Below are 18,061 nucleotides of genomic sequence, written 5' to 3' on the forward strand. Positions count from 1 at the left end.
GGGGTGCTGCCCTTTTCTGGAGCGGGTTTTAGGCCTCTAGGCGTTGGCCTTAATGGCTGCGGCGAGGACTTCCAGGCCGTCCGCGAGCAGTTCATCGGTGATGACCAGCGGGGGCAGCAGGCGGATGACGTTGCCGTAGGTGCCGCAGGTGAGGATGATGACGCCTTCCTTCAGGCAGGCGGCTGCGACAGCCTTGGTCAGCTCCGGGTTGGGTTCCTTGGTACCGGCCTGGACGAGCTCGATGGCGAGCATGGCACCGCGGCCGCGGACGTCGCCGATTACGGCGGTCCCGGCGCCGGCCAGTTCGGACTGCAGCTCACGCAGGCGCGCCGTGGCGATGGATTCGATGTGGCGGGCACGGCCGTTCAGGTCGTACTCCTCCATGGATCCGATCGAGGCCAGGGCTGCTGCACAGGCCACGGGGTTGCCGCCGTAGGTGCCGCCCAGGCCGCCGGGGTGCACGGCGTCCAGGAGGTCGGCGCGGCCGGTGATGGCGGACAGCGGCATGCCGCCGGCGATGCCCTTGGCCATGGTCATGATGTCCGGGACGATGCCTTCGTGGTTGACGGCGAACCATTCGCCCGTGCGGCAGAAGCCGGACTGGACCTCATCGGCGATGAAGACGATGCCCTTCTCCTTGGCCCATGCGGCCAGCGCGGGCAGGAAGCCCTCGGCCGGGACAATGAAGCCGCCCTCGCCCTGGATGGGCTCGATGATGATCGCGGCAACCTGGTCGCCGCCGATCTGCTTCTCGATCATGGTGATGGCGCGCTTTGCTGCCTCTGCGCCGGTGATCGAGGGGTTTTCCTCGCGGTACGGGTAGCTCATGGGCATGCGGTAGACCTCGGGCGCGAACGGGCCGAAGTTGGTCTTGTACGGCATGGCCTTGGCGGTCAGTGCCATGGTCAGGTTGGTGCGGCCGTGGTAGGCGTGGTCGAAGGCGACGACGGCGTCCCGGCCGGTTGCCAGGCGGGCCACCTTGACGGCGTTTTCCACTGCCTCGGCACCGGAGTTGAACAGGACGGTGCGCTTTTCGTGGTCGCCCGGGGTGAGGCGGTTCAGCTGCTCGGCAACGGCCACGTAGCCCTCGTAGGGGGTGACCATGAAGCACGTGTGGGTGAAGTGCTCCACGGCTTCCTTGACGGCGCCCACGACGGCGGGGTCGGAGGCACCCACGCTGGTCACGGCGATGCCTGAGCCCAGGTCGATGAAGGAGTTGCCGTCGACGTCGTGGATGATGCCGCCGTCGGCGTCTGCAACGTAGACCGGGACGCTGGAGGCGACGCCGGCGGCCACCACGGACTTGCGGCGTTCGGTCAGTGCCACGGACTTGGGGCCCGGGAAGTCGGCCTGGACGTTGCGCTTCTGCTCCAGGCGGTAGGTGATGTCTGCTGCGGTGGTGGTCATGGTTCTTTTCTTTCTACGATTCCGGGTTTCGGCAAGCTCAACCAGCGGGAAATGGTCAGGCGTCGAGGGCGGACATCACGTGCTTGATGCGCGTGTAGTCCTCCACGCCGTACATGGAGAGGTCCTTGCCGTAGCCGGACTGCTTGAAGCCGCCGTGCGGCATTTCGGCGGTAAGGAGGATGTGGGTGTTGATCCAGACAGCGCCGAAGTCCAGGTCACGGCTCAACCGCATGGCCGTGCCGTGGTTGGTGGTCCAGACGCTGGAGGCCAGCGCGTAGTCCACATCGTTGGCCAGGGCCACGGCTTCTTCCTCGGTGCTGAATTTCTGGACGGTGATGACGGGGCCGAACGTTTCCTTCTGCACCACGTCGTCGGTCTGCTTGGCGCCGGTGATGATGGTGGGTTCGAAGAAGTAGCCCTTCTCCCCTGCCCGGTGTCCACCCGTTTCGATCCGGCAGTTGGCCGGCAGGTTCTCCACCACGGAGGTGACGGCGTTGAAGTGGTTCACGTTGTTCAGCGGGCCAAAGTAGTTGTCTTCGTCGTTCTGCGAACCGGTGTGCAGGGTCCGGGTGTGTTCCACCATGGCTGCCACGACGTCGTCGTGCACGGAATCCTGTACCAGCACCCGGGTGATGGCCGTGCAGTCCTGGCCGGCGTTGAAGAACGCGAACTCGGCGATGGCCGCCGCGCTCTTCTTAATGTCCGCGTCCGCGAAGACGATGGCCGGGGCCTTGCCGCCGAGCTCCAGGTGGGCGCGCTTGAGACCCTTGGCGGCGCCGGAAGCCACTGCGATTCCCGCGCGGACGGATCCCGTGATGGACACCAGGCCAGGGACCTTGTGCTCCACCATCATGGCACCGGTTTCGCCGGTGCCCAGGACCACGTTCAGGACGCCCGCGGGCAGGATGTCGCTGGCCAGGCGGGCCAGGACCAGGGTGGACTCGGGGGTGGTGTCGGAGGGCTTGAGGACCACGGTGTTGCCGGCGGCGAGCGCGGGACCGATCTTCCAGATGGCCATCAGGAAGGGGTAGTTCCACGGGGCGACCTGGGCCACGACGCCGATGGGTTCGCGGCGGACGTAGGAGGTGTGGCCTTCGAAGTACTCGCCGGCGGACTTCCCCTCCAGGATGCGGGCGGCACCGGCGAAGAAGCGCAGCTGGTCGGCGCCGGCAGCCACTTCCTCGGAGGCGATGAGGGAGCGGACCTGGCCGGTGTTGCGGTGCTGGGCTTCGACGAGTTCGTCGCTGTTTGCCTCGATGGCGTCGGCAAGCTTGAGCAGCATCAGCTGGCGTTGGCCCGGGGTGACGTGCTTCCAGGTCCTGAAGGCGTCCTTGGCTGCCGTCATGGCCGCATCCACATCCGCCTGCACGGAAACGGGGGCCTGCGCCACGACTTCCCCGTTGGTGGGGTTGACCACGTCCAGCAGGGTGGTGCCGGCGGGGGTGACGAACTTCCCGTTGATGAAGTTCTGCAAGGTTTGGACCACGGTGTGCAACCTCTTTCGTAAGGGCCATCGGCGGCCGGGCGGAGACCAGGACGGATGGATGGAACTGCCTTGAGCCTATGCCAGCGCCCAAGCAGGGTGAATAGCCACCTGCACACCCTTGCCGAAGGGGTTTAGTGCGGTTGCCCAGCTCACGTTTATCCTTGCTTCATGGCCATTTCCCTTGCCGCCCTGGTGGGCGTGACCTCCTTGAAGCTGTCCAAGGCGGGCGTGGCGGAGACTACCTGGAACCAGGACATCAACTGGGTGGCGGTGACGGAACTCGAGGATCCGCAGCGGTTCCTCAACGGCGGGGAACTGGTGCTCACCACCGGCCTGCGGCTGCGGTCCGCGCCGGAGCAGCGCCGCTTTGTGCGGCAGGTCCAGCGGGCCGGCGCAGTGGGCATCGGGTTCGGTGTGGGGTTGTCACATGAGGCGGTGCCGCCGGCCCTGCTGGCGGAGGCCAACCGGTGGGGCCTGCCGGTGGTGGAAGTGCCTTACGAAACCCCGTTCATCGCCATCACCAAGCTGGTGGCGGACGCCCAGTCGGCTGACCACTACGCCAAGCTGGAACGGCTCATTGCCGGGCACCAGGTGCTGGCCCGCGCGCTGCTGACCGGCGGCGGGCTCGCAGAGCTGCTGAAGAACCTGGGCGGCATGCTGCGCACCGACGTAGCGCTGACCCAGTTCACGGCGCAGTTGTACAACAGCGGCAGCACCCACCCGTCGGCCGATACCTGGTCCAGCTACCCCGTGCCCACGGGCCGGCGCGATGCCTGCACGCTGTGGGTCCGCCAGCCCTTCGAGGACACCGGCATCATCGGTTACGCGCAGAACCTGATCAGCGTGGAGCTGAACAACATGGTCAAGCAGCGCCAGGCCCAGCGCGCCCTGTGCGGCCAGGTACTGGAGGACGTGATCCACGGGGCACTGGAGACCAGCGAGGCCCAGCGCCGCCTGGCCGGGGTGGGCGTGAACAGCACCCGCAAGAACGTGGTGCTGCTGGCCGTATCGGCCGCCCACGGGAAGGCGTTGGGAAGCACCTCAGTGCCGCAGGAACTGGAGAAGGCGGTTGCCGCCGTCGTGGGCAAGGACCTGGTGCTGGTGGTCAATGACGACGGCGGGACGGCGCCGGCGCTGGCACGGAAGCTGAGCGACCACCTCGCCGAGGCCGGGATCCACGCCACGATCGGCATCGGCGGGGCGTACACCAAGCCCAACGGCCTGCGCTGGAGCTACTTCGAAGCCCGCGACGCCGCCAGCCATGGGCTGCCGGTCAACGAACCGGAACGGCTCAGCCTGACATCGCTGCTGCTGGCCAGCGAGGATGTCCCGCTGGCGGACATGGCGCACGAGTCCCTGAACCCGCTGCGGGCCTTCGATGCCGCGCACGGCTCGGAGCTGATGTCCACGCTGGAGAGCTACCTGAACAACAACGGCTCGGTGGCTGCGGTGGCGGAAGAGCTCACGCTGCACCGCAACACGGTCCGGTACCGGCTGGCACAGATCACCGAGCTCACCGGCTATGACCCCTCCGTCACCGCGGACCGGGTGCAGCTGTGGCTGGCCCTGGCCGTGGCCCGGTTGTCCGCCCGGCAGGGCAAGTAGGCCGGCACCCGCGGTCCGACTCAGAGGACGCCGTGGCCCAACAGGTCGCGCGACTTCTTCCTGGCCTTCCGGTACCCGGCCCGGGCCGCGAGCATCCGTTCTTCCTGCTGGCTGAGCAGCTCCGCGTAGATGCCTGCCGTGGCGGGCTCGCTGTACTCCGCGGCGATGGCTGCCAGCAGGTCGCGGGCCACCACGGCGTCCTGGAACTGGCCCAGGACCTTCTGCTGCCGGCGGGCGGCCTTGGCCACCTTGCCCGCACGTTTGCCGTGCACCAGGGCCGCTGATTCAGCCACGTGGCGCAGCCGCTTGGCATCCTTGCGTACCCGGTGGAGGGCAAGTTCCTGGTCCCTCCCGCGCCGCGCGCGCTTGGCCGCTTTGCGGGAGCGCTCCAGCCGCCTGGCGGCCTTGTCCACGGCTTTCGCAGCCGCCCGACGTCCCGGGGCCACCGCGTCGGCGCGCACCGGCGGGTTGTCGCGGAAATCCTCGAGCTTGTCCAGGAGCCGGAAGTAGCGCCCCGAGCCCAGGGCTTCCAGCAGGAGCCGGTACGCGGCGTCATAGTCCCCGCCCGTGCGCTGCTCCACCCTTGCCGTGGCCCCGGCGGTACCATTCCCCGGCTGCAGCCCGCCCAGCTGGTCACGGAGCCGGGACCGCAGGACCTCGGCGTCGCGCGGCTGGCCGAGCAGCTGGCCCAGCCACTTCAGCTCGCTCCGCAGTTTGCGCACCGGCGATGCCCGGTAGAGCTTGGCGTAGGCTGCCAGGACCGAGCGGATCCGGCGCGTGGCGGACCGCATGTTGTGGATGGCCTCGGGTTCCTCCCCCCGGACGGCGGCGTCGCTGGCGAGGATCTGGTCGATCTGTGCGGCCACATATACGGTGACGACGGCGGCGGCCGGCGCGCGCTTCCCGGCCAGCAGGGCAGGGGTGCCTTCGGGTCCGGCGGCGCCGGCGGGCGCCTCGCCGGCGGCGGCACGCTTGCCCGCTTTGGTGTCAGCGCCCAGGGCACGGACCAGCTTCGAGGCATGGCCGGCGGGCCGGGCGCCGGCGGCTGCGAGCAGCTCCTCCACCGGGTCAAAGAGGTCGGGCCCACCGTGGACCAGCTCCAGCTCCCATTCGCGCCACTCCTGCCTGGTGGCGTTGTCCCCGTCGCCCAGGCGTTCGGCGGTGACCTGGTCGTCCGCGAGGTCGGCGAGGTGGGCGCCGTCGGCCCCGTACAGGGGGTAGGTGGTGCGCCGGGTGTCCAGGCGCACCACCGGCACGGGGACGGCACCCCTGAGGTAGGCGTAAAGGTGGGTGAGCAGGGCGTCCGGGACGACGTCGGGCCGGCCGAGGGGTGCGTGCAGTTCCGTCCGCTCCTGCGGTCCTTCGCCGCTGGCCGCCGCCTGGGGAGGCAGCTTCAGGTGCCAGCCCGCGTCCTTCCCGCCGGTGCGGCGGCGGAGGGTGATGCGGCGTCCGGCCAAGGCATGGGTGGGGGTGTCAAAGTACACCGCCTCCAGCAGGTCGGTGTGCGGCTTCCCTGTTCGGGCCACTCCCGCGGCCTGCTCCAGGGTCGGCACCACGGCGCCGGTATCGACGTCGTACTTCTTCTCAATCTCGAGTCCCCTGGAAGCCTCCACAGCCGCCCTTCCGCACCGCCTGGTCCGCGCCAGGCCCTCCGACAGTCCGTTGGCAGTCTATTGCAGGCACCGAAAACCGGGAGAGGTTGACCAAAAGCACAAACATCAAACGTCTAACCTTTAGGATGGTTCGTATGCCCCCCACTCCCCCCGTTTTTGTTCCCACCGCCATCCAGGCACCCGTTGCGGTACCCGGCACCCCGCCCGGCGCCGCCCCGGCGAAGCCGCGCTCCGCTGTCGTCTTCGGCGTCATTGCGCTGGTGCTGATCGGGCTGAACCTGCGCGCGGGCATCACCGGTGCATCCGCGCTGCTGCACGACCTGCAGGCGGTGCTGGGCTACGGGGTGCTGGTGGCGGCGATCATCCCCTCCATCCCCACCCTCTGTTTCGCGCTTGCCGGTGCCGCCACGTCCTGGCTCACCGGCAGGCTTGGCGTGGAGAAGACCATCCTCCTGTCCCTGGCGCTGCTGGCCGGCGGGCTGCTGCTGCGCGGCATCCCCGCCACGGGCATGCTGGTGGCCGGCAGCGTGGTGGGTATGTCCGGGCTGGCCATCTGCAACGTGGCAATGCCGTCCTTCATCCGGGAGCACTTCGCGTCCCGGACGTCACTCATGACCGCCGTCTACACGGTGACCATGACCACCGGCGGTACCCTGACCTCGGTCGCGGTGGTCCCGCTGGCACAGGCGCTCGGTTCCCCGTCCGCCGCCGTCGGCGCCGTGGGCATCGCGGCCGTGGCCGCCTTCCTGGGCTTCCTGCCGGTGGCTCTGCACGCCCACCGCCATACGGTGCGGACCACGGCCGGGCATGTGTCGCCCTGGCCGCTGTTGCGGACCCGCAAGGGGCAACTCCTCACCGCGATCTTCACCCTGCAAGCCCTGCTGGCGTACGCCCTGTTGAGCTGGTTCCCGTACATGCTCACCACTATGGGCCTGAGCGCCTCGGACAGCGGGCTGATGTTCGGCCTCATGCAGCTGGTCTCCGTCCCCGCGGGCATGGTGCTGATAGCCATCGGCGCCCGGCCCCGGATGCTGCGTCCGGCGTTCTACCTGGTGAGCATCACCATGGCCGTGGGAATTGCGGCGCTGCTGGTCCTCCCCGTGGCGCTGGCCGCGGTCCCCGCTGTCCTGCTGGGCTTCGGCCTGGGCATCTTCCCGCTGGTGATGGTGATGATCAGCCGCAGCGGCACCAGCACCGCCGAGACCACCGCCCTCTCCACCCTGGCCCAGTCCTCCGGTTACCTGCTGGCCACCGCGGGCCCGTTCGGCATGGGACTGCTGCACAGCGCCACCGGAGGCTGGTCCCTGCCGCTGGTGCTGCTGCTGGCACTGGCCCTGGTCCAGATCGTGGTGTCCCACCTGATCACCGGCCCTGCGATGTCCGTCAAGCCCGCGGAGAGGAAGTAATCCCATGACCCTGAGCCCTTCCGTCCGTCCGCCGCTCGCGGCCGAGGTCACGGCCAAGCTGCGGGGCATGGTCCACTCCGGTGAGTGGCCGCTGAACCAGCGCATCCCGTCCGAACCTGAGCTCATGGCCAGGCTGGGGGTTTCCCGCGGCACCCTCCGCGAAGCGGTCAAGGCCCTTGCCCACGGCGGAATGCTGGAGGTGCGGCGGGGGGACGGCACCTACGTGCGCGCCACGAGCGAAATGTCCGGCGCCGCGCGCCGCATGTACCAGGACCACACCGAGCAGCACATCCTGGAGGTCCGGCTGGGCCTGGACACCCAGGCTGCCCGGCTGGCCGCGCGCAACGCAACGGACGACGACGTCGCCGCCCTGGGGGCCCTCCTCGCCACCCGGGACCAGGCCTGGAACAACGGCGACTTCGAAGCCTGGGCGGACGCGGACTGGAGCTTCCACGAGGGCATCGCCCGGGCGTCCGGCAACCCGCTGCTGCACGAGCTGTACGCCAGCTTCGGAACCGTGTTCCACCAGGACCTGCTCACGCAGCAGCGCCGGCCGGGGTTCAACGGACTCCCCCGCGACGGCCACGAAACACTGCTCGACGCCATCGCCCAGCGGGACGAAGACGCTGCCGTGGCCAGCGTGAACCGGAACCTGAACTCGTGCGCGGAGTGGCTGGCGGAGTAACCCGGCCCTGCGCGCCCCGCCCTATCCACCCCGTGGGCATGCCGACGGCCCCGCCCGGGGGGGGCGGGGCCGCGGCGGCCGCGCAAGGTGGGGGGGGTATCGCGAGTGGCGGCGCAGGCCCGAAAGGACGTTCTTGGGGCGCTGCATCTCGCCGTGCTTGGCGCCGAGGATGATCACCAGGGCAGCGAAGCCGGGGATGGCCCACTGCAGTGCCTTGAGCTGCTGCTGGGCCGACTTCAGCTCGTCCGAGGCTGCACCGTGCGGCTCGGTGGCACCTTCGGCACCCTCACCGGCCAGCTTCTCCACCTTCTTGCCCAGGATGCCCGAGTACAGGGTCACTGCGGCGCCCACCACGGTCACGGCCGTCTTGATGACGGTGTCGCGGGCCACGCCCTCCTGCTTGGCGATGCGGCCCTTGTTCTCCCACGCAATGGCCAGGTCCGCCACCAGGTGGGAAGCGAAGGCTGCGGTCTGGAACGGTGCCCACTTCATCCAGCCGGCGCTGGAAAGCCGGGTGCGCTCTGCGGGGTCCTTGGCCTGGGCCGCTGCCCCGTTGAGTCCGATGGCGCCCATCAGGGATCCACCAAACCATGCTGCTGCCGTCAGGTCGTGAACTGAACGGGCAATGAGATTTCCTGCCATGATGTGCATTCCTAACGTTGTGGACTGGTTCCGTGTTGCCGCTGTGCCGCGGACTCCACCTGCCGTGTTCCTTCGAGGTATGGTCCGCCCATGGTAAGCACACTTACTAATATTACGAAACCCCATCCCCGAGAGGGGCAACCGCGTAATATCGTCGCCATGGGAAATACAGGGACATTGTTCGGCTGGGCCTTCGGGGACCCCGCCCGTGGAAGTGACGGCGGCTACGTGGACGGACTGCAGCGCGAGGCGCTGGGGAACGCCAGGGAAACGGCAAAGGCCAAGGGCGTTGGCGTTGTAGCCGGCTCGGAGGTGTTCACCGTCCTCAGCGCGGACGATTCCCTGGTGGAGCTGGACAACGCCCCCGGCCAGCTGGTGGTCCGCTGCACCGTACACGTGGAGGGACCCGGCGCAGAGAAGCTGCGGGCCGAAGGCCCCATGAACGGCTAAGAGATGTCCGACGGCGAATCCACCCTCAGCCAGGCAGCGGACGCTGTCGAGGACGCGTCCAATGCCAAAGCCCTGGACGTCCTGGCCCGTTCCGGATTCGCCGTCATGGCGCTGCTCCACATCATCGTAGGGGTCATCGCCATCGCCATCGCGTTCGGCCACCCCGGCGATGCCGAGGCCACCGGCGCCATCGCCCGGCTGGCGGACAACCCGTGGGGTCCCCTCGTCATGTGGGGATGCGTGGCCGCCTGCCTGGGCCTTGCGTTGTGGCAGGCCAGTGAAGCGACGCTGCGGGCCAGGAGCCTTCCCCGCAAGGAACGGCTGGCCAAGCTGGTGTCCTCGGGATTCCTGGCCATCGCGTACGGCAGTGTGGGCCTTACGTTCGCGGGCTTCGCGTTGGGGCAGCGCAGCGACTCGGGCGACAATACCCGGGACTTCAGCGCCAGCCTGATGGCCAACCCCGTGGGGCCGTGGGTCCTCGTCGCCCTCGGCCTGACCATCCTCGGCATCGGCATCTACTTCGAGGTCAAGGGAATCCGGCGCGGGTTCAAGGAAGAGCTGTTCCACTTCGAGGGCACCCGCCGCGGCAGGCTCATCGACAGCCTGGGCGTCACCGGCCACGTGGCCAAAGGTGTGGCGCTGAACCTCACCGGGCTCCTGTTTATCATCGCCGCCGCCAGGCACCGGCCCGAGGAATCCACCGGCCTGGACGGCAGCCTCAAGGCCCTGCAGCACCACCCGTTCGGGCCCACCCTCCTGGTGGCCATTGGCGCCGGCTTCATCGCTTACGGGATCTTCGCGCTGATCCGGGCCCGGTTCGGGCGCATGTAGTCCGCCGCTTTATGGGTAGGAAGGAAGTATGACCCATCAGCCGCGCGTTCTTTCCACCGTCACCGGGAGTGCCGGGCAGGCCTTCGCCGGCCTCTTCCGGCTCCTGAAACTCGCCAGGCCGGACCGGCCCATCCACCCACAGGGCCTGGGCCTGGCCGGTCAGCTCACCAGGACCGGCAACCCGTCCGGCCCCAGCGGCATCGACTGGCTGGATGCGCCCGGTACGGACCAGGTTGTGGCCCGCTTCTCCAGGTCAGTAGGGCTGCCGCAGGCGCTGCCGGACATCCTTGGCCTGGCCCTGCGCGTTTCGCCGCCCGGCGCCGGCGGCCCCGCGGACGTGCTGTTTGCCTCCACCGGCTGGGGGCTGCCGGGCCGGTTCCTGCTGGTGCCTCGCCTGGATGTTGCAGGAGCCTCCATGACCACGCTGATGCCCTACCGCGGAAGCCGGGGCCCCGTGCTGTTGGGACTCCAGACGCGGAGCCTCCCGCCGGGTTCGCTGGCGTCCGGTGAATGGGTGCTGGGACTGCACTGGGCCACACCGGGCGGACGCTGGCGGGAATGCGGCGAAGTGCGGCTGCAGGCCGGTGCCAGTCCCACCGACATCCCGCTGCGTTTCGATCCCCTGGAGCACCAGCCGCCCGGGGCGCAGGCCTACAGCTGGACCCGGCGGCTGCGGAAGCCGTCCTACCGGGCCGCACGGCGGCCCGCACCTCCCGCCGTCGGACGTCCGCCTGAGCCCCGCGCACCGCTCGGGAAAAGCACTACCGCAACCGGAAGGAACTCCATGTCCACCGTCTCGCAGCTGTTCAAAACCCCCTCAGCCGACGTTTGGCGGGTCATCGCCGACGGCTGGCTGTATTCCGGCTGGGTAGTGGGCGCGTCCCGGATCAGGGACGTGGACGCCGAATGGCCCCGGCAGGGTTCCCGGCTGCACCACTCCGTGGGCGCCTGGCCGCTGGTGATCGATGACAGCACCAGCGTGGCGGCCGTCGAGCCAGGCCGCTCGCTGGAACTGGTGGCGCGGGGCTGGCCGATGGGCGAGGCCAAGGTGGAGATCACGCTGGAGGACCGGGGCGACCAGTGCCTGGTGACCATCGCCGAGGATGCCATCCGCGGGCCCGGCAAGCTGATGCCGAAATTCCTGCGGGACCCGCTGATTTCGGCGCGGAACCGCGAGACCCTGCGTCGCCTGGAGCTCATGGCCGTTGGCGGCGCTGGTAAGCAACAGGGTTAGGGCATACTAAAGCAGGAACCGCGGGACCAATGGCCCCGCGGTTCCTGTCTGATTGTGCGTTGAATCCGTGCGTTAGACCTGCGCGGCCACACCGTCGCGGGAGATGTCCACCATGTCCTCGCGCGGCACCACCTTGATGCGCTCACGCTTGACCTCCACGCCGTGCGATCCCCCGGCCTCAGTGGCAGCTGCACCCAGTGCGAGTTCGTGCGCGTCCAGCGCCAGCCAGCCTTCCCAGCTGGTGAACTTCACGCCGCGGGCGTCGAGGAGTTCGGTGACTGCGTCCTCCTCCGGTGCCGAAGCGACGGGCAGGTTTTCGCGGTCTTCCAGGAGGTAGGTCACCGTCTCGAGTGCGTCGCCCTTGGTGTGGCCGATCAGGCCCACCGGTCCGCGCTTGATCCAGCCCGTGGCGTAGAGTCCCGGCACATGCTGGCCGGACGCATCCAGGACGCGGCCGCCGTCGTTCGTGACCACGCCCTTCTTGTGGTCGAACTCCACGTCCGGGAGGGCGGAACCGAAGTAGCCGATGGCGCGGTAGACGGCCTGGACCGGGTAGTCCACGTACTCGCCGGTGCCGCGGGCGTTGCCGGTGCCGTCCAGCTCGGTGCGCTCGAACTTGATGCCTGCCACCTTGCCGGGGGTCTCGGCGTCGTCGTAGATCTCCACCGGGCTGTGCAGGAAGTGCAGGTGCAGGCGGCGGGAGGCCTGGAGCTCGGAGACGTCCTCGGGCTGCTCGGCGATCCAGTTGGTGAGCGTGCCCACCATGGTCTTGGTCTGGTTGTTCGTCTGGATCTGGCGGTCCGATTCCTCGTCGAACTCGAAGTCCTCGGGGTACAGGATGATGTCCACGTCCTTGGAGTGGGACAGCTCGCGCAGCTCCAGCGGGGTGAACTTGACCTGGGCGGGGCCGCGGCGGCCGAAGACGTGCACGTCGGTGACGGGCGAGGCCTTCAGGCCGGCGTAGACGTTGTCCGGGATTTCGGTGACCAGCAGGTCATCGGCGTGCTTGGACAGGATGCGGGCCACGTCCAGTGCCACGTTGCCGTTGCCGATCACGGCGATTTCCTTGGCCTCCAGCGGCCATTCGCGCGGCACGTCCGGGTGGCCGTCGTACCAGGAGACGAAGTCGGCGCCGCCGAAGGAGCCCTCCAGCTCGACGCCCGGGATGTTCAGGTCCGCGTCCTTGATGGCGCCGGTGGCGAAGATGACGGCGTCGTAGTGGGTGCGGAGGTCCTCGATGGTGAGGTCGGTGCCGTAGTCCACGTTGCCGAAGAAGCGGATGTCGCGGCGGTCCAGCACCTTGTGCAGGGCGTTGACGATGCCCTTGATGCGGGGGTGGTCCGGGGCCACGCCGTAGCGGATCAGGCCGTAGGGTGCCGGGTAGCGGTCGAAGAGGTCGATGCTGACGGTCAGCTCACCGCTCTTGACGGCTTCGCTCTTGGTGAGGATGTCCGCGGCGTAGACGCCGGCCGGGCCGGAGCCCACGACGGCGACGCGCAGGGGACGCGCAGCAGATCCTACGGTTGTGCTGGATGACACGGCTGTGTTCCTTTTCTTCTGCATCGATTGCTGAGTAACTGCCGTTTTGAAGGCTCATAACGGCAGTTGCGGAGCAATCGATGGGTTTCAGGTGGTGAGGACGGTCTTGCGGGGGCTGTTCGGGGTGGTGGTGCTGTAGTCAGCGGTTTTGAAGTGCGACGGCGCGAACGGGCTCACGCGCACCACGTCACCGATGACAATCACGGCAGGATTTGCGACGCCGGCCGCCTGGGCCTGGTCGGCGATGGAACCGAGCGTGCCGATGGTGACGCGCTGGTCCGGCAAATAGCCGTTTTCCACGATACCAACAGGGGTGTCTGCAGGCAGTCCGGCTTCGCCCAGCGCGGACGCGGATTCTCGGAGCTGGCCCACGCCCATGAGCAGGATAATGGTGTGGTCTGCGCGGGCAGGAACCTCGGAGAGTTCTTCGTGGCCGGTGACCACGCTGAAGCCCTTGGCCAGGCCGCGGTGGGTGACGGGAATGCCTGCGGCTGCGGGTACCGAGATGGCGGACGTAACGCCGGAGACCACCTCAACCTCGACTCCGTGCTGGCGGCAGTATTCGGCTTCCTCGCCGCCGCGTCCCAACACGTACGGGTCGCCGCCCTTGAGCCGGACCACCCGGTTTCCCTTGAGCGCTTCCTGCACCAGGATGCGGTTGATTTCCGCCTGCGGCACCGGGTGGTGGCCTGGGGTCTTGCCCACTTCGATGACGCGGACGTCCGGGGCGAGTTCATTCAGCAGTTCGCGGGGGCCGAGGCGGTCGGCGACCACGACGTCGGCCTGGCCCAGGAGCCGGCGGCCGCGGACGGTGATGAGGCCGGTATCGCCGGGGCCGCCACCAACGAGGGCCACGCTTCCCTGGTGTGCACGGCGGCGGCGCAGCGGAAGATCGCCGGTCTCCAGGGCGGTGGCGACGGCGTCGCGGACGGCCATGGCACGGCGCGGGTCTCCCCCGGCGTTGATGGCAATCTTGACGTCGTCCACCTCAGCGACCGCGGGGGTCCAGGCGGCAGAAGCTTCATGGTTGGAGGCGTTGACGCACCAAACCCGCTGCGCCTCGGCGTCGGCCGATACCTGGGCGTCCACCTCAGGAGCGCCTGTTGCGGTCTGGACGAACCAGACGCCGTCGACGTCGCTGGAAAGGTAAGGCCGTGCTTCCCAGGTGAGCAGGCCGGCGTCGGCCATCTCCTGGAGCGCGGGCGAGGCAACGGGGGCCACGACGGTGACCAGGGCACCGGCGTCGAGCAGTCCCTTGGCGCGGCGGGCCGCAACGGGGCCGCCGCCCACCACCAGCACGGGGCGGCCGAGCAGCCGCAGCGCCGTGGGGTATATGTCCTGAATTGCCATGAATCAACGGTAGGGCGGCGTCACATTGGCCCACAAAGGGTCAGCAACACCAGTTCACGTAAGGTAACGCTGCGTCACAAAGAATCTTTCATACTGCCGGCGAGGAAGCTGCCGCGGTCCCGGATCAGCCGTTCCAGGTACCGGGCCAGGAAGAGGCGCTCGACGGCGCGGCCCAGGACTCCCAGCGGGGCGGTGAACTCCACCTTGTCTGTCATAGTGCTCCCCGTGGCGGTTGGTGCGAACTCATGGACGTGCCGGAATGACGTGAACGGCCCCTTGACCTGTTCGTCGGTGAAGCTGCGGGGGAAGTCCACGTGGGTGATCCGGCTGGTCATGGTCAGTGGAATGCCGAAGTGTTTTGCCCGCCAGGTCACCTCCTGGCCTTCTCCGATCAGCCCGCTGGTGACGCCGCCGATCGCCCGCTCCCCTGATTTCTGCTGGGAGTCCACATGCAGGTCGATGCTGCGCGCCAGGTCGAACAGCTGCTCCGCGGGCAGCGGCGACTCGGTGCGGCATACGAAGCTGACGGTCATGGCGCCAGTCTGCCATGCGCCAGGGAACAGCAGAGCCCGACGGCGGGAGGTCGCCGTCGGGCTCTGAGGGTGCGTTGGGGAGGGGCTGGGTCAGCGGGTACTGCCGGCCAGGAGGCCCCGGCGCCGCAGGAGGCGCTTCTCGATGGGTCCGAAGACCAGCAGCTCGATGAGGATGCCGACGCCGAGGATCAGCAGGATGGCAGCCATCACGATGGTCATGTCGGACAGGTCGCGGCCCTGGTCCAGCATGGATCCCAGGCCGAAGCCGATGGTGCCGCCCACCGCGATGATCTCCGCCGCCATGAGTGAGCGCCAGGAGAAGGCCCACCCCTGCTTGAGGCCGCTGAGGTAGCCGGGCAGTGCGGCGGGAAGGATCACCTGCAGAGCCATCTGCAGCCGGGACGCGCCCAGGACGGTCCCCACGCGCCGGTACTGCGGCGGGATCTGGTCCACGCCGGAGATGAGGCCGTTGATGATGGACGGGATGGCGCCCATGAACACCACGAAATAAACAGTGGCGTCCGTGAGGCCGAACCAGATGATGGCCGCGGGAACCCAGGCCACGGATGGCAGCACCTGCAGGCCGGAGATCAGCGGTCCGAATGCGCGTCGAAGCGGGGCAACCTGGGCCAGCAGCAGGCCTACGGGAGTGGCAATGGCCACCGAAATCAGGAAGCCCACCACCCCGCGCTGCAGCGAGGTCCAGATCGCTTCCTGGAACTTGCCGTCGCCCCACAGGACGCCCATCTGCGTCACCACATCCAGCGGCCCCGGAACCAGGTCGCGCCGCTTCACGCCGAGCGAGACGTAGAACTGCCAGATGAGCACCAGGACCACCAGCGCGGCCACGGGCAGGAGGATCCGGCTCCAGTCGACGCGGTGCTTGCGGTCGGCGTCGGACTGCAGGGAGTCCAGCCCGGATTCGAGCTCGCGCAGGTCCTCATTGCCCGTGGACGTCCGCGTCAAGGCGGCGTGCACGTGGGCTGCAGGCGCAGCGCCGGATGCCGCCCAGGGAGTGGCATCGGGCCTGTCGGAGCGGGACGCTTCGTCCGAAGGACGAAAGCCGTCCCGCGAAGGGGCGGGGGCGGCATCCGGCGCGGAGCCGGACAGGGACTTACTTGGCATGGCGGCGAATCTCCTCACGCAGCCGGGCGGTGATGACCCCGGTCAGCTGGCCGGCGAGCCCGGCGTCGGTTCGGTGTTCCTCGGTGACGTCCCATTCCTGGACCACGCGGCCGGGGCGGGAGGAGAGCAGCAGGACGCGCTGGCCCAGCCGGACGGCTTCGCGGACGTTGTGGGTGACGAAGACGATGGTGCGCCCGGTTTCCTTCCAGATGCGCTCGAGTTCGTCGTGCAGCAGGTCGCGGGTGATGGCGTCCAGTGCGGCGAACGGTTCATCCATGAGCAGCAGCTGCCGGTCCTGGGCCAGGGAGCGGGCCAGGGATACGCGCTGGCGCATGCCGCCGGACAGTTCGTGCGGGCGCTTGTCCCCCGCGGATCCCAGGTGCACCAGTTCGAGGAGTTCCTGGGCCTTGGTGCGGCGTTCGGCCTTGCCCACTCCACGCAGTTTCAGGGCCAGCTCGATGTTCTCCCGGGCGGTGAGCCACGGGAAGAGTGCCGCGTCCTGGAACATGAAGGCGGCGCCGTCGCTGGGCACTTCCAGGGCGCCCGACGTCGGCGCTTCCAGTCCCGCGATGATGTTCAGGAGGGTGGATTTGCCGCAGCCGGAGGCACCAAGGAGGGCAACGAACTCGCCCTGCTTGATGTTGGCGTTGACGTCGTCCAGTACCGGGGCGCCGTCGCCGAAGCGCTTGCCCAGGTGTTCCAGTACGACTGGCATGGTGGCGTCCTTAGGTAGTGGTGGGGGTCAGTCCTGGCCGAGGCCGGCTGCCGAAATCCTGCCGGCGCCGGTGACCTGGTTAAGCGCGGTGAGGTCGAAGAGGCCGTTGATGTCAGCCTTCTTGGTGGTGCCGGCGTCCACCCCGTCCTGCAGCAGTTTGGGGTAGCTCCCGGCCAGCGGGTCGAGAGTGAAGGTGATGTTGGCGAGGGAACGGTTCAGCACATCAGCCGGCAGTGCGGCCCCGGCGGATTCCTGCAGGGCTTCATTGACCAGTGCAGCCTTCTCGTCGGCCGGTGCCGAGTTGAGCCATGCGACCGACTTGGCATGCCCGGCCAGCAGCGCCTTGACGGTGTCCGGGTGGTCGGCGGCGAACGTCTGGTTCACGATCAGGATGGTGGTGGGGAACTCTCCGGGCTTGCCGGTGCCTGCCCCGTCCCACAGGTCCTTTTCGTCCACGAGGACCTTGGCTCCGGCCTGGAGCACCAGGCGTGACGCCCAGGGCTCAGGCAGCCACGCGCCGTCGAGCTTTCCGTCCTGGAACAGCTTGAGGGTCTGGGCGTTGTCCGTGGGGTTGATGGCGACGTCGCCGCTGCCGTCCACGTTGGTCTTGTAGCCCTGCTTGGTGAGCCACGCGCGCAGGGCCACGTCCTGGGTGCCTCCCAGCTGCGGCGTTGCCAAGGTCTTTCCCTTCAGGTCCGCGGCGGAGGTGATGCCGGGCTTGACCACCAGCTGGGCACCGCCTGCCGCGGCTCCGGCGATCACGCGCACTGACTGGCCCTGGCTCTTGGCGAAGGAGTTGATGGCGGGGTTCGGGCCGATGTAGGCGGCGTCGATGGCCCCTGCGTTGAGGGCTTCGATGGCTGCGGGTCCGGCGTTGAACGTCTCGGTGCTGAGCTTGGTGCCGCCCAGGGCCTCAGCCAGGAACCCTTTTTTGACCCCGACCAGGGCGGGGGCGTGCGTGACGTTGCCGAAGTACCCCAGTTTCAGCTCTGCGGCCGGGGTGGGCTCGGCGGCCTGCGCCTCGGTGTTGCGGGAGATGTTGGAGGCAACAATTGCCCCGACAGCGATCAGCAGGACCAGCCCTATGGCCAGGGCAGCCTCGACGGCGCGCCTGCGCGTGGGGACCGCGCTCTCGCCTGCCACGATGCGGGTCATCCCGGGCTTGGAACTAGTCATTGTTTCACCATAGGGAGCGGCCCCAACCCGTTCAATGAGGCGGAAACGGGGGGTCACGCACGTTCATTTAGCGTCACATTCCGCCGTCTTCTCTGCCGCCGGTTTCTCGGGCCAGAAAAGACAGTTCACCTGCATGCCTAGGAGACTGCTGAACTAAGTGCTTTGTAGGGCTGGTCCGTGGCGTTCGCTGTCGGGCCAGCCCTTCCTTTTGTGGGTTGGGGTTTCTGGGGTTGAAGTGTTTTGGGGTGGTTCCGGGCTTTTGGT

At 68.4% G+C, this 18,061-nt stretch carries 15 protein-coding genes and 1 pseudogene; 6 read left to right on the plus strand and 10 right to left on the minus strand.

The genetic code is table 11. The annotated features are described in order from the left end of the window. Window positions 1-36: 36 nt before the first annotated feature. Together gabT and ACWRN3_RS08200 are read right to left on the minus strand one after the other, a co-directional pair. Window positions 37-1,407 carry a 4-aminobutyrate--2-oxoglutarate transaminase gene (gabT, locus tag ACWRN3_RS08195; protein WP_255172947.1) on the minus strand — a complete coding sequence of 457 codons (1,371 nt, stop codon included), beginning with the start codon at window positions 1,405-1,407 and terminating at the stop codon, window positions 37-39. A 55-nt stretch (window positions 1,408-1,462) separates the two neighbouring features. Then, window positions 1,463-2,893, minus strand: a complete 1,431-nt coding sequence (locus ACWRN3_RS08200; RefSeq protein WP_476740330.1) for a gamma-aminobutyraldehyde dehydrogenase — start codon at window positions 2,891-2,893, stop codon at window positions 1,463-1,465. A 168-nt stretch (window positions 2,894-3,061) separates the two neighbouring features. On the opposite strand from ACWRN3_RS08200, the gene ACWRN3_RS08205 reads away from it, so the two are divergent. Beyond that, window positions 3,062-4,498, plus strand: a complete 1,437-nt coding sequence (locus ACWRN3_RS08205) for a PucR family transcriptional regulator (protein WP_159631190.1) — start codon at window positions 3,062-3,064, stop codon at window positions 4,496-4,498. 20 nt (window positions 4,499-4,518) lie between these two features. Here ACWRN3_RS08205 and ACWRN3_RS08210 read toward each other — a convergent pair whose 3' ends face one another. Next, complete coding sequence (locus tag ACWRN3_RS08210; RefSeq protein WP_476740331.1) at window positions 4,519-6,111, minus strand: CYTH and CHAD domain-containing protein; 1,593 nt, start codon at window positions 6,109-6,111, stop codon at window positions 4,519-4,521. A 134-nt stretch (window positions 6,112-6,245) separates the two neighbouring features. Here ACWRN3_RS08210 and ACWRN3_RS08215 point away from each other — a divergent pair, with 134 nt between their 5' ends. Further along, a complete protein-coding gene (locus tag ACWRN3_RS08215; protein ID WP_476740332.1) occupies window positions 6,246-7,517 on the plus strand; it encodes an MFS transporter in 1,272 nt (423 codons plus the stop codon). A gap of 4 nt (window positions 7,518-7,521) precedes the next feature. Beyond that, window positions 7,522-8,202 (plus strand): FadR/GntR family transcriptional regulator, encoded by a 681-nt coding sequence (locus tag ACWRN3_RS08220; RefSeq protein WP_324642749.1) that lies wholly within the window; start codon window positions 7,522-7,524, stop codon window positions 8,200-8,202. Window positions 8,203-8,313: 111 nt separating this feature from the next. Here ACWRN3_RS08220 and ACWRN3_RS08225 read toward each other — a convergent pair. Continuing rightward, window positions 8,314-8,844 (minus strand): annotated as a pseudogene (locus ACWRN3_RS08225) (hypothetical protein); the annotation flags it as partial. 159 nt (window positions 8,845-9,003) lie between these two features. Between ACWRN3_RS08225 and ACWRN3_RS08230 the strand changes: the two are divergent. Genes ACWRN3_RS08230 through ACWRN3_RS08240 form a run of 3 tightly spaced genes read left to right on the plus strand, consistent with a single transcriptional unit; the run spans window position 9,004 to window position 11,359 of the window. Further along, a complete protein-coding gene (locus tag ACWRN3_RS08230) occupies window positions 9,004-9,294 on the plus strand; it encodes a hypothetical protein (RefSeq protein WP_159631180.1) in 291 nt (96 codons plus the stop codon). Window positions 9,295-9,297: 3 nt separating this feature from the next. Continuing rightward, window positions 9,298-10,125: a DUF1206 domain-containing protein gene (locus tag ACWRN3_RS08235; protein ID WP_476740333.1), complete on the plus strand. Its 828-nt coding sequence runs from the start codon at window positions 9,298-9,300 to the stop codon at window positions 10,123-10,125. A 28-nt stretch (window positions 10,126-10,153) separates the two neighbouring features. Next, window positions 10,154-11,359: an SRPBCC family protein gene (locus ACWRN3_RS08240; protein ID WP_476740334.1), complete on the plus strand. Its 1,206-nt coding sequence runs from the start codon at window positions 10,154-10,156 to the stop codon at window positions 11,357-11,359. Window positions 11,360-11,431: 72 nt separating this feature from the next. Here the strand turns inward: ACWRN3_RS08240 and ACWRN3_RS08245 are convergent, their stop codons facing one another. From ACWRN3_RS08245 to ACWRN3_RS08270, 6 genes are all read right to left on the minus strand, one after another. Further along, window positions 11,432-12,898: an FAD-dependent oxidoreductase gene (locus ACWRN3_RS08245; protein WP_476740335.1), complete on the minus strand. Its 1,467-nt coding sequence runs from the start codon at window positions 12,896-12,898 to the stop codon at window positions 11,432-11,434. An 87-nt stretch (window positions 12,899-12,985) separates the two neighbouring features. Further along, window positions 12,986-14,248 carry a uroporphyrinogen-III C-methyltransferase gene (gene cobA / locus ACWRN3_RS08250; protein ID WP_476740336.1) on the minus strand — a complete coding sequence of 421 codons (1,263 nt, stop codon included), beginning with the start codon at window positions 14,246-14,248 and terminating at the stop codon, window positions 12,986-12,988. A gap of 74 nt (window positions 14,249-14,322) precedes the next feature. Further along, window positions 14,323-14,781, minus strand: a complete 459-nt coding sequence (locus tag ACWRN3_RS08255) for an SRPBCC family protein (RefSeq protein ID WP_476740337.1) — start codon at window positions 14,779-14,781, stop codon at window positions 14,323-14,325. A 90-nt stretch (window positions 14,782-14,871) separates the two neighbouring features. Further along, on the minus strand, window positions 14,872-15,906 hold the full coding sequence (locus tag ACWRN3_RS08260) for an ABC transporter permease (protein WP_476740338.1): 1,035 nt from the start codon (window positions 15,904-15,906) through the stop codon (window positions 14,872-14,874). Next, window positions 15,896-16,621: an ABC transporter ATP-binding protein gene (locus ACWRN3_RS08265; RefSeq protein ID WP_159631168.1), complete on the minus strand. Its 726-nt coding sequence runs from the start codon at window positions 16,619-16,621 to the stop codon at window positions 15,896-15,898. Before ACWRN3_RS08265 ends, ACWRN3_RS08260 begins: the two co-directional genes overlap by 11 nt. 27 nt (window positions 16,622-16,648) lie before the next feature. After that, entirely contained in the window at window positions 16,649-17,776 is a 1,128-nt protein-coding gene (locus tag ACWRN3_RS08270) for an ABC transporter substrate-binding protein (RefSeq protein WP_324645301.1), read from the minus strand. Window positions 17,777-18,061 lie beyond the last annotated feature (285 nt).

Source organism: Pseudarthrobacter sp. rb (genome assembly GCF_056389225.1).